The organism is Clostridium hydrogenum (genome assembly GCF_021432385.1).
GTDB classification, from domain to species: Bacteria; Bacillota; Clostridia; order Clostridiales; family Clostridiaceae; genus Clostridium_S; species Clostridium_S hydrogenum.
Map to the genome: position 1 here is coordinate 509,788 of NZ_JAEACT010000002.1, position 12,823 is coordinate 522,610.

At 28.9% G+C, this 12,823-nt stretch carries 11 protein-coding genes and 1 pseudogene; 3 read left to right on the forward strand and 9 right to left on the reverse strand.

The annotated features are described in order from the left end of the window. Positions 1-26: 26 nt before the first annotated feature. From CUEA01_RS02385 to CUEA01_RS02395, 3 genes and pseudogenes are all read right to left on the reverse strand, one after another. Positions 27-785 (reverse strand): annotated as a pseudogene (locus CUEA01_RS02385) (ABC transporter ATP-binding protein). A 12-nt stretch (positions 786-797) separates the two neighbouring features. Then, positions 798-3,125: an ABC transporter permease gene (locus CUEA01_RS02390; RefSeq protein WP_234117531.1), complete on the reverse strand. Its 2,328-nt coding sequence runs from the start codon at positions 3,123-3,125 to the stop codon at positions 798-800. A gap of 216 nt (positions 3,126-3,341) precedes the next feature. Further along, complete coding sequence (locus CUEA01_RS02395; RefSeq protein ID WP_234117532.1) at positions 3,342-4,550, reverse strand: MFS transporter; 1,209 nt, start codon at positions 4,548-4,550, stop codon at positions 3,342-3,344. A gap of 581 nt (positions 4,551-5,131) precedes the next feature. On the opposite strand from CUEA01_RS02395, the gene CUEA01_RS02400 reads away from it, so the two are divergent. Both CUEA01_RS02400 and CUEA01_RS02405 read left to right on the forward strand, forming a co-directional pair. Then, on the forward strand, positions 5,132-6,337 hold the full coding sequence (locus CUEA01_RS02400; protein WP_234117533.1) for an MFS transporter: 1,206 nt from the start codon (positions 5,132-5,134) through the stop codon (positions 6,335-6,337). A gap of 15 nt (positions 6,338-6,352) precedes the next feature. Then, positions 6,353-6,790, forward strand: coding sequence for a MarR family winged helix-turn-helix transcriptional regulator (locus tag CUEA01_RS02405; RefSeq protein ID WP_234117534.1), 438 nt, complete (start codon positions 6,353-6,355; stop codon positions 6,788-6,790). A gap of 149 nt (positions 6,791-6,939) precedes the next feature. Here CUEA01_RS02405 and CUEA01_RS02410 read toward each other — a convergent pair whose 3' ends face one another. The 6 genes from CUEA01_RS02410 to CUEA01_RS02435 form a co-directional block, all read right to left on the reverse strand. Further along, positions 6,940-7,200 (reverse strand): hypothetical protein, encoded by a 261-nt coding sequence (locus tag CUEA01_RS02410; RefSeq protein ID WP_234117535.1) that lies wholly within the window; start codon positions 7,198-7,200, stop codon positions 6,940-6,942. A 294-nt stretch (positions 7,201-7,494) separates the two neighbouring features. Further along, positions 7,495-7,812, reverse strand: coding sequence for a topoisomerase DNA-binding C4 zinc finger domain-containing protein (locus CUEA01_RS02415; protein WP_234117536.1), 318 nt, complete (start codon positions 7,810-7,812; stop codon positions 7,495-7,497). A gap of 293 nt (positions 7,813-8,105) precedes the next feature. Beyond that, on the reverse strand, positions 8,106-8,861 hold the full coding sequence (locus CUEA01_RS02420) for an exonuclease/endonuclease/phosphatase family protein (RefSeq protein WP_234117537.1): 756 nt from the start codon (positions 8,859-8,861) through the stop codon (positions 8,106-8,108). 87 nt (positions 8,862-8,948) lie between these two features. Then, the gene (locus tag CUEA01_RS02425) at positions 8,949-9,296 is read right to left on the reverse strand and encodes a hypothetical protein (protein WP_234117538.1); all 348 of its coding nucleotides are present in this window, start codon (positions 9,294-9,296) and stop codon (positions 8,949-8,951) included. Positions 9,297-9,737: 441 nt separating this feature from the next. Next, positions 9,738-10,610 (reverse strand): DUF4351 domain-containing protein, encoded by an 873-nt coding sequence (locus CUEA01_RS02430; protein ID WP_234117539.1) that lies wholly within the window; start codon positions 10,608-10,610, stop codon positions 9,738-9,740. Positions 10,611-10,687: 77 nt separating this feature from the next. Continuing rightward, a complete protein-coding gene (locus CUEA01_RS02435; protein ID WP_234117540.1) occupies positions 10,688-11,299 on the reverse strand; it encodes a TetR/AcrR family transcriptional regulator in 612 nt (203 codons plus the stop codon). A 211-nt stretch (positions 11,300-11,510) separates the two neighbouring features. On the opposite strand from CUEA01_RS02435, the gene CUEA01_RS02440 reads away from it, so the two are divergent. Then, a complete protein-coding gene (locus CUEA01_RS02440; protein WP_234117541.1) occupies positions 11,511-12,815 on the forward strand; it encodes an acyl-CoA thioesterase/bile acid-CoA:amino acid N-acyltransferase family protein in 1,305 nt (434 codons plus the stop codon). Positions 12,816-12,823 lie beyond the last annotated feature (8 nt).

The window sequence follows — 12,823 nt, forward strand, 5'->3', positions numbered from 1 at the left end:
ACTTTTTCCCTTAATTATAACATAGGTTACCAGCCTTTACTCTCAAGAAAGCTAAACACTTCTTCTTTTCTTTCTTCTTGTCCCATGCTAGTATATTTGGGCATATTAAGTTCTCCATCAATTCTTCCATCTTTAATGTAGAGTAGCCTATTTGCTCTGCAAGCTGCTTTAGCATCATGAGTTACCATTACAATTGATTGTCCTTCATTATTAATCTTTGAAAGTATATCAAGTACTTCCTGTCCACTGGAGGAATTTAATGCTCCCGTAGGTTCATCTGCAAAAATCACCTCTGGCTTATTTATAAGCGCTCTACATATAGCAACTCTTTGCTTTTGGCCGCCAGAAAGCTGTGATGGATACTTGCTTTCATGCTCTTTCAATTCAAATGCATTTAATAATTTATCTATAGTTTGTCTTAACTCATTTTTGTCCCTTTTCATCTTATAAGTTGGAGCCGCTATATTTTCATATATATTTAAATCATTAATCAAGTTTATTCCCTGAAATACAAAAGAAAGCTTCTCTCTTCTTATTTTGTCCATTTCCTTTTTATCTATTTTTTTTTAATCCTTGTCTAGCATTTTAACTTCACCTATGGTAGCATTATCCATACCACTTAAGAGGTACATTAAAGTTGATTTACCTGAGCCCGAGCTTCCCATTATTACAGTAAAATCACCTTTATATATTTTTAGATCCATATTCTTAATCACATTATAATTTTCGCCGTCCGTATCAAAGCTTTTGCAAAGACCTTTTGTTTCTATTATTACTTCTTTCATTCAAAATTCCTCCTATTCCTCATTAAGCTCCTGAACCCTTACCTTTCCAATGGATAGTGACGATATTAAGGTACAAAGTACATAAACAAAAATAGATGCTATTAACCCTACTGCCAATAACTCTGGCTTTATATCTGCAGGATAATTATATATTCCAAAGGTACTCATAATTAAATTCATAATTTTGCAGAAAGTAATAGAAAATACCGGAATACATATAATTGAAGCTATTACTGCCAATATTAAAACATAAAATAGGTTTCCCTTTATAAGATCAGGTGTACTGTAACCTATCGCTTTATACACACAAAACTCTCTTCTGCTATTTATATTCATTAGTAAAATAATCGAAAACACATTTATTGCTCCAACCACAACTATCATTATCATAAAAGGAGTAAGCGCCGCCTTCATTGGAACCAAAGAACCGCTTAACATGGAGCTAAAGCTTTCTATACTTTTTTCCACATCTATAGCGCTTCCAAACCTATTTTTCAATATTTTTTTAAAGCTGTCATAGTCTTTAGAATTCTTGAGATTAAAGCTTATTGCATCACTAACATAACTTTTATCTGCAGACTTTACTGTACTTTTAAGAACTCTCACATTCATACCCATATACATCATAGATTGGTAATCTCCAACTATCAAAAGATTTTTCTCTTCACCACTAATATAAACTTTAATATAATCACCTAGTTTTTTATGGGTCTTTTCCATCACTTTTTTACTAACTGCTATCTCATTTTCATTTTTGGGATTTCTTCCTTCTACAACCTCTTCTTTTATAGCATTATCATAGGTGTCATAGACCTCACTTATAAGACTGCCCTCACCATCTAGTTCATCTTTTGATATTACAATTTTTGCATATTGGAAGGTCCCATCCACGTAATTTTTTATTTTATCATTCTTTTTAATCCACTCTAAAATATCTGGTGTCTTTTTCGTGTTCTTTATCCTTATTCTATACTGTGCGTTATCAAGACCAAACCAAAAGCTGGTTTTTTCAGATAACTTAGAAAGATCGCTATAGTTTATAACAGAGAAAGCTACTACATAAGAGCAAACAAATAATACTAAAAATAATATTATAGATAATTTTTTATAATAAAATATTTTTCTAAGCGCCTGACTTATTGGAGTAAATTTCGTTTCTATTATTTTTAAGGTAGTCCCCTTTTTATTATTAACTGGCATTCCTATCCTAAATACTTCTACTGGTGATATATTTTTTGTTCTTTTTATCACACCATAAATACTGCTTAACATTAAAATTATTACAAATGCTAAAGTAACTATTATTGGCACAACTTCAAATGTATTAAACTTTTCTCCATAAACCTTAAAATTACTACTAAGCATAGCATTTATAAAAAAACTTGCTAAAAATGAACCAATAACAGCAAAGATTATAACTATAAAACTATAAGCTTTCATATAAATATTCATTATTGTATTAGCAGAATAACCTATAGCCTTATAAACTCCAATAGTTTTATATTCTTTTGCTATACTATCCAATATAGATGCTCGTATAACAACTGCCGACACTAAAAGTATTATAATTGCAAAAGCACATACAAAAGCTCCTATTATTTCATTCATAATTTCAGCACTTATCTTTGCCCTGTTTATATCAACTAAAGAAATAGGTATTTGAATATTAGTATTTTTTCTATAATATTTAACTATGTTGTCACAGCTTCCACCATCTCTTGCGTACACCGTAACTAGCTTCACAGGGATTCCATATATACTTTGAAGCTGATTTTTACTTACATAAAATCTATCAACATCCATAAAGCTTGAAACACTATACGCATCGGAATATATTCCTGTTATTTTAAGTTTTGTTTTACTATCTGGATTTTCAATTGTAATGTAATCTCCAAGTGATAATTTATAAGTTTGTGCAATTATTGAAGTTATAAAACACTGACCATCTTGAAGACTGCTGCCACCCTTTAAAAACTTTAAGCTTCCAAATTCTCCATCTTTATATGTCATAAAAAATTTTGTAGACAATTTAATTTCCTTATTATTGTCCATAATTTTAGACCTAATAACTTTTACCCTTTCTGCAATGGCAACCTTTTTAACCTCTGCATTTTTCTCAAAAACTTTTTTTGCATTTAAAGCTTGTCTGTCTAGATCATTAACTCCTGGTACAATTGCATATAGCGTTGGTGCGTTCGTATCCTTAATAAGTTCACTCATAGGTTTATCTACACTTATAATTATTCCCAAAGCTGCCGTTAGCATCAAAGAACTCACAAGAACAACAAGTCCAATCAAAAACATCTGAAGCTTTTTATTTTTGATTTTGTTTAACCACATTTTTTTCACCCACTTTGCGTAATTCATCTATGCTTAAATAATAACAGTATAAGATAAAAGGAACTTATATGGAATATTAAAATTTCATTAAAAAAAATAGATAAAGCAATTTTAATCATTACTTTATCCAAACAAATTCTATATATTTTTATATCATGCACAAGTATTAAGTTTTAGATTTTCCGCAGCAACAGCGGAGAAAAATCATCCTTCACTCTACTCTCTACTCTTTACTCTCTGCTCTGTTCTATTGTATATTGTATAACATACAATTCCAAATACTAGAATTAAAGCACTAAAATTAAATACCCAGTCATATCCGAGGTTAGAAGCAACAACTCCCCCTACTAAAGGTCCTAATCCTTGTCCGACATTGGCACCAATAAAAAATGTACTTGAAGCTAATCCTCTTTTTTCACTACCCATTTTATGAAAACATTCTGCTTGCAGCGCAGGTTGAGCAAATCCTTGTCCGAATGCTTTAAAAATTGCAGCCAATATTATCATCCAAAGAACACTTCCATGACCGAGAAGTAAAGCTTCCATAATAGCACACAATAAGGCAGGATATAAAACAGTTGCAAGACCTTTTTTATCATACAGCTTTCCAGCCACAGGTCTTGTAAAAATAAGAAACAATGCATTTACTACAAAATACATTCCTACTCCAGCTATCTTACGCTGTTCTCCCATTAAAACTAAAAATGAGGTAACAAGACCATTTCCCATAAAAAATAAGCCACCAAAGAAAGATAATGGCAATACTTCAAATGCGATAATATCTTTTAAATGAATAGAACGTTTTTTAGTCACAGTATTTTCTTTAATTGACTTACTTTTGTTAGGCAAAAAATTCATAAACAAAGCCGCCACTATTATAAGTACTGCTGATACCATAAAGGTTTTAGAAATCCCAAATCTGCTTGAAGCTTCTATTCCTATTTCAGGACCAAAGGCAGTTGCAATAATTTGACTAATACCAAGATAGCCTATGCCTTCTCCCATTCTCTCCTTTGGTATAAACTCCGTTGCCCAAGCAACACTAGTAGCACTGGTAATACTAAAACTAGCTCCATGCAGTATTCTAAAGAAAATTAAAAATCCAATATTAGGCGACAAACTATACCCTAAGGTTGCTATGCCATTTATAAAAGTACCAATTATCATTACATACTTTTTACTTGTTCTATCTGTAAGTATTCCCCCAAAGGGTCCTATAAAAAGAGCTGTAAGTGAAAACAAGCCTACAATTACGCCTGCCATACTTAAAGAAGCTCCTAATCCTATAGAATACTTTGATAATAGTGGATAAACAAGATAAAATGCTAAAAATGTAAGTGTACTAATTGCTAATAAACTAATAAACTTAATATTCCATAATTTTTCACCTTTTTTTGTTTCTAGGTTTACTTCTGTCTCCTTCATTTATAATTTCTCCCATCTCTTATAAATATGTTAGAAATCTAACAACTTTTAACACCTATAGACTATCACACTTTAGTTGAACGGTCAACTATATTGTGATATTGTATATATAGGAACATATGTTAAATATAGGTGCTGCTTCATGAACCATTATAGACATACAACTTGGAAATTTAATTCAGAGTACAACTGACAGAGTACAGTGTACAGTGAAGGATGATTTTATTCCGCCTTGCTACAGAAAATCCTATAACTTATTTTTTGATTGCTTATGCAATCGCTATATTATCAATGTTTTTCAGCGAAGCTGACAACATTTAAGTTTAAGATTTGCCTAACGTAAATTTATTAATATACAAAGTTTTATTGTACTACTATTGAAGGTACTTCTACTAAGTTAAAGAACCTACATGGGCTTTACGCCCAAACCCCTAGTATGTGTATCCTTAACTGTACTCTGTACTCTGTCATCTGTACTCTGTACTCTAATTTAATGGTTCGTATTAATTTTAAGTTACATATTAAATAATCTTAGTGCGACAGCCCATTATTAATGTGTATTAAGAAAGGATGACGTTTTAATGAAGGAATCGAAAATAGAAACACTGTGGAATTCTTCATATATTTTAATGCTAATAATAAATACACTTATCTTTATTGGTTTTACTATGATGACACCAGTACTGCCTAAATATGCGATTAGTTTAGGTGCAACTATGTCTCTTGCTGGGTTAATTGCAGGTGTTTTTGCTATTACCTCCCTTGCTATTCGTCCATTTGCTGGATTTGCAACTGATAAATTTAATAAGAAAAATTTGCTAATTATTTCAACTATTTTTCTATCCCTTTCTGCATTAGGTCTTAGACTATCAACTAATATGTACTCACTTTTTTTCTTTAGAATTGTTCAAGGTATATCCTTTTCTATGAGTGTTACAGTAAATAATGCCCTTGCTACAGCATATATACCAAAAGAAAGAATAGGTGAGGGAATAGGATTTCTGGGATTAGGCTGCATTTTTGCAACTGCAATAAGTCCAAATCTTGGGCTCCAAATCTCATCAAAATTTGGATTTAAATATGTATTTTACGCATCCTGTGTTATTATCATGCTTGCAGTTATTCTTATTACCACGATTCCATACATTAAGCCAAATAATGAAACTTCAACTACAAATAAACTTCAAATTAAAGTTGATGACTTTTTTGATAAAAGATTAATTATCTTTGCTGTTCTTGCTTGTTTATTCACCTTTATGAACGGAGCTATAGGCAGCTTCTTAGCTTTAATAGGTGATGAAAGGCATATTTCAAATATTGGTTATTACTTCACAGTAAATGCTATTGTAATTCTCATTATTAGACCAATTTCAGGTAAAGTGCTTGATAAAAAAGGTCTAGGAATTATAGCATTTCCAGCTTTTATTATGGCAATAATAGCATCAATATTGCTAGGAAGTTCTAAATCTCTTTGGATGATACTTTTGGCGGCAATTTTTTATGGAATCGGACAAAGCTCACTTTCACCAGCACTGCAAGCTACCTGTGTAAAAAAACTTGGACCTAGCAGAGTAGGCGTCGCAACAAGCACCTATTTCATTGGCTATGATGCAGGGCAAGGATTAGGCCCAATTATAGGTGGAACAATAGCAGGTAAATTTGGCTTAGCTTCTCTTTTTTATAGCTGCAGCATTATATTATTTGCTGGCATAGTTATATACTATTTGTACTCATCAAGAGAAAAGCGTAAAATTTTAAAAAGCAATAAAAATACTATTTACAGATGATTATAAGGAGAATTTATGGATAACAAAGCACTAGATTTAATTGGATTAACTGGCTGCCTATATAGATGCGCTCAAACTTATTTTGATAGGGAATTAAAAAAATTTGACCTATCCATGGCAACCTACCCGTATTTACTTTCATTAAGTAAATGCGAAGGGATAAATCAAAACGAGATAAGTAGAATACTTTACGTAGATAAGTCTATGTCTGCAAAATCTATTAAGAAGTTAATAAATCTTGGATATGTAAATAAAAAAGAAGATAAAGAAGATGCACGAGCATATAAACTTTACTTAACCGCTAAAGCAAAGAATATAATCCCTGAAATACTAGAAATCAGAAATAAGTGGATTGATATTTTGTCACAAGACAGTGATGATGAAAAAATAGAAAACTCTATAGATTTTTTATGGAAAGCCTTGGGGAACGGAAAAGAGGAGCTGGCACACTAAAAATTGTCAAACTATAATTTAAAAAATTATACACTAATGCATATTGTTTAACATTTCATCCAATGCCAACTTTGTATATTAGTTGGCATTCGTTAAAACTATACTTTATAAACTTAGATTTGCAAAAAAATTATATATATTATTACTATTTATAATTTTCTTTTGCTATAAATATCACCTGAAATTTCACTACCTATGCTATAGTCAAAAATATCATCTAAATCAATATTATATGATATGTCATTATCAATAATTATACTATTTGCTATTTTGCTATTTAATTGTGTTGTCATTTTAATTATAACTTTTCCAGGGAATTTAAGTTTACTTGGCATTCTCTGTTCTTCCACTAAATTTATTATTCTACCCTCACCAACAAGTTGTCCATTTAAATACAATTTAACATTCATAATTATTAACCCTCCATACCGAATAATTTTTATATACTACCAAATTATTATATATGCTTAATTATAAAATACAAATATAGTTTTATTGATACTATTAACATTGAGTATATATAAATATTTAGTTAGTGCTTAAAATGAGTATATTATGTAAAGGTATAATTAATCTTTATCATATATTTCATCGTGAGAGTATGACTTTTTAGATTGATTATTTTTGACTAAAATATACGGTTTTATAATATTACTGCAAGTAAGGTTTTATCAATGTTATACTAAATATAATGCATATTAACCCTACTTTTCATAATCTTTTGTATATCTACATTTTGGATAGTTTGAGCATCCCCAAAACGTTCCATATTGTCCACTTCTTAGTTTCATTTTAGAACCACACTGAGGGCAAACAGGTCTAGACTTTTCATAATCCATATTTCTTTTATATTGTTCTTCAGTTATAACATTATAATCATCTGTTCCCTTATTAACTCGACAAATCGTAGTATTACATATTGGACATTGAATTTCATGAGCAATATCCTTAATAGGATATTTTACCTTTTTTAAATAGTACTTAGTTCCACACTTTGGACATTTACTCCATTCCTCATCCATAATAATATCCTTCCTTTCATTAAATTTAATTTTCCTTGTATTTTTTATATTGTAACATAATTAGTTATATTTCCTAAAATTTATACATTATACGAGAAATATTTTAGATATTATAAATAAGTGCAATATATAAAGTATACTAATTTACTAACACCATTTGACCTGTGTTGAAAATCATTCTTGTATATTTGAGCTACTTGCATAATTTTTTCATTCTAATGAGTGATTATTTTAATTTCATCACAATAGTAATATTTATTAAATAATTATTCTATGAAATCTGGAACCTTTTTCTAGAATGTAAATTTTTGTTTATATGATAACCCCAATATACCTTTAATTAAATTCTTTACTCTAGTACTTGATAAAATAAATTTTAGTATTCTAATAAATTGTTTTTCATCGCATATGTTCCAAAACTCTTCTCTCATTCTAGATTCCCCTTTATAATAAAATGTACCTGGTATTTTATCAAAATCTCCAAACTTGCTCCACATAGGATTATAAAAGAAACTATATTTGAATTTTTTCACAATTCTACTTTCTTTACTTGCTACTTCAATTGATGACACTGCATGAAGTCCATCGGCATTTAATATACAATCTTCAAAAGGGTTTGCATTAAAATCTCCTACAATTATTGTATTTTTTGTACCGTATTTTTCCTCTATAGACTCTATATGATTTTTCATTCGTTCAATTATAACCCTTCTATCAGCATCCTCAGCATGCATCTTACTAGGAAGATGAACTGCCGAAATTATTTGTTTTTCAACCTCTGATATTTTTATTATTTTTATTGTATAGTATTCCTCCGAATCACCAGTTTGAAATTTATCTATACACGAAATAATTCTTATTCTCTCACATATATTAATATCAGAAATTTCGTACATTAAAATATTATGATCATCTAATTCTTCTAGCAATTCTTTTAAATTATCATTATATTCTGCTAAAATTACTATTCCATATCTATCTTTAATAATTAATTCTTTTAAATATTCATTTACTTTTTGCTTATTAGTATTCCAGAATAAATATTTCATTACATTTCTCCTAAATAAATTAATGCTTGTTTTATTTACATTTTGAATTTAATTCCACATTTGTTGTAATGTTTTTTATTTATAGTTTTATTCTTTTAGCTTACTTTTTTGCATATATTGACTGAAGAACTTTAATTGTAAAAGGGATATTATAAGAGTAATTATGATTGATAAATCACCTAATTGATCTGCTCTTTTTAAAGAATCATTATCATATCCATTATTAAAGTAAGTAAGTTTATACAGATTTATACCTCTTTTAATCATTCTTACAATAAATAAAAATATAAAAATATAAATAATTGCTTTATAAATATAAGTACCTAACATATTGAATTTAATTTTAGATTCAAGAGAAAATAATATTAAAGCTAGTACAATAAATGCTTTAATGCTATTAGTTTCAAAAATTAAGTTTGCAATACGCTTTTTCATATGTAATATATCCTCCATATAATGTAAAACTAAATTTAATATAGTTTCATACCGACAAACGATTTTATTTTAACATTAATTATATCATAAAATTTCATTATTTTTGAATTTATGGAATATCATTTACTTAATCAAGTTAAAAAGCAGTCTTGTAGGAATTTAAGTTCCTCAAGACTGCTATCTATATTAATGAATATATTCCTTTAGAGGTATTTTAGAAATTATTTTTACATTTATATTTTTAAAACTGTACTATAATATATTGCTATTAAATTTCATACAACATCTCTTACATGTACTTAACTCATAAATTTTATTAATATTTAGCTATTATATATTTTGACACCTAAAAACTATTCCTGAAAAAGCTAGATTTTCAGGAATAGTTCAATCACAAATCCGTTAATTACACAAAATTTTAACGCGATAAAGCATTTTTCTTTAAAAGTACTTTTCCAAGTCCGAAACCTTTTCAAAATCAAATATTTCTGTTCCTATTATCTCTATATTTTCTTCTGGAAGCGATCTTATTTTATCAATATATTCTTTTGGCAATTTTTTAAACTTTTTTACTAGCAATTTAATTAACAGCTCTGATTTTCCTTCTGCCTTTCCCTTTTCTATTCCTTCTTCAATACCCTCTTCTCTGATCATTCTACCTATATCCGTCATTGAAAACACCTCCTTTAACTTTTTCTTACTAATTTCATCTCCAAATTTATCCGTTAACGCATAAAGCATACTTATGCACTGAAGTTTATTTTCATTATCCTTTATATTTTCTGCAATCTCAATACTTTCTAATGCTCTTTTAAGCCTACTCTCTTTCCCACTCATCAAAGGCAAAAATGTTAGCGTTAATATATCATTAGGATTTAACTTTTCTCCTTTTGATACCTTTTCACTTATATATTTTAACTTCTCATCACCATTTAATTTTTTCATGTAAACTGCTTCAATACTATATTTTATTGTTCCAGCATCTATAAACGTTTCTGTATTATCTATGTCTGCTGAATATACAACTACTGTTTTCACTTTTCTTTTTTCTTTATAATACAACGAAGCATCATAAAACAAAAACCTTTTTATATCATCTTTTTTATCCGTGGTTTGAAACTCGAAATGCAAGTAGTTTCCATCTTCAGTATAAAAAAGATAATCTACAAAATTTGTATTGATTTGAATATCCTTTATTTCTGTTTCTGCTGATCCAAGTATCTTCGTATCTATACCGAAAAAGTCAACAGCACTTTGCTTAAATATATCCATTGCCTTCTTTAAAACTGTATCCTCAATCTTATTATAATCCATGCAATCACCTACTTAAAAGAGAAATTTTATATTGTTATTATTTACATAAATCATAATAATATGCGAACATATGTTTACTATTTTTCAACTATAAATTTATAAATCATATCTATTAAGCCATCTACATACTCATTTCTATACTTTTCATCCTCAATCCTAGTGATAGCACTAGCATTACCCTTAATTGTATTAATTAATATGTCATACTTTAATTCAAAATCTACTAAAGTTTTATCATTATTAGCACTTTCAAGAAATGGTTTAAGCAGCTTTTTTACTCTTTCGTTGTGATTTTGAAATATTGTTTCTAATTGAGAGTATTCCTTCTTTAAGCTATCTATTTCTTCATATATGTGTCCACTTTTATAAAGACTTTTTATTCCAATCTGTAAATATTCTTTAAAAATTTCACTTGAAGCTTCAGTATTTATTAAAGTCTTATGAACAAGCTCTTCTAATAGGTTATAAGAATAATCACAATCCCCCTGAAAAATTTCTAAAAATATATCTATTTTATCTTTAAAATAATTATAAAACACTCCTGTTGATACTTCTGCATTACTAGCTATTTCTTTGGAATTAGTATTGTAAAAACCTTTATTCTTAAATAATTTATCAGCAGAAATTATAAGTTTTTCCTTATTTTCTAATGTTCTTTTTTGCACAGCCCTTTTTCGTTTTTTCTCCATTTTGCATCATCCTCATTTTGTTTTTCTATAATTCAATTTTATGATTACTTAAATCTATAGTCAATGCTAAAGTGAAATAAAGTTCATTTTAATATTGACTTTTGTATTTCCCGGACTTAAAATGAAATAAAGTTCATTTTAATATCAAATAAATTATTTATGGATTCTTAAAAAATTTCCATTTAAAAACTAGCGAAACGGGGGAATAAATATGCCTAAAAACAATTGTGTCATAAAAATCATTCCAGAAAAATCTTTTATAGATGAGAAAGTGGACATAAAAATAAGTGGACTACCTAAAAATGAGAAAGTACTTATTCGAGCAGTAAGTAAAGATTACTATTGCATAAATGCCGGCATGACGGAGCAAGGAAGAAATTCAATATGGGAAGCCTATGGAATTTTTATAACAGATAACAATGGAAACATCGATCTAAAAAATACTGCTCCAATTGAAGGAACCTATAAAACTTGCAATCCCATGGGACTGTTTTACTCTATGAGGATAAAAAGGCTGAATAAATGCACTCCTCCTCAAAAACTCCATGAAGTTAGTGAAAATAGAAATTACAATGTTCTTTTTACAGTTGAAGTTAATAATGAAGTTTTAACATCTCAAAAGCATACAAGAGTGTTTTGTGATGAAACAATAAAAAGTGAAACCATTATAAATAAAAATCTTGTAGCACGTTATTTTACAAGCAATAAAATTGAAAAAAGGCCTGCAATTATTGTAGTAAGCGGAAGTGATGGAAGAATTGAAAAAGCTCAAGCAATTTCAGAAATCTTTGCAGCAAAAGGTTACTCTGCACTTGCAGTATGCTATTTCGGAATGGAAGGGACTTCACCTTGTCTAAATAAAATACCTCTTGAAATAATTAAAAATGCTATTGACTGGCTAAGTATGCAAGATACTGTTGATAAAAATCGCATTGCCATTTATGGACGATCAAAGGGTGGGGAATTAGTTCTTCTTGCAGCTTCTCTTTTTAAAGAATTAAATTGTGTTATTGCAAACGTACCAAGCTGCTATATATATGAAGGCTTGAAAAACGCTCTTCCTTCTCATCAGTCATCATGGACATACCAAAACAAAGAACTTCCTTTTTTAAAATTTTCTATGTTCTTACTTATAAAAATGGCTATTAAAAAGCTTCTTGGTCAAGAAAACATCATGTCCTGGATGTATAAAAATTTAATAAAAAAAGGTAATACAACTACAGCTGCAATTGCATTGGAAAAAATAAATGGTCCAATTTTAATGTTATCTTCAGCATCAGATAATATATGGCCATCACTATTACATTGTGAAATAGCGTCAAAAAGATTGACAGAAAAAAATTTTAAATACAACTATAAGCATTGTACATATGAAAAATCAGGTCATATGCTTACGTTGCCATTTCAATCCATATCCTCTTTAAATAAGTGCAATAATAACTTAGAAGCTTGGGCAAAAGCTTGTATTGATTCTTGGGAAGAAACAATTGAATTCTTAAATAATTGGACAAGGTAGGATTAAAA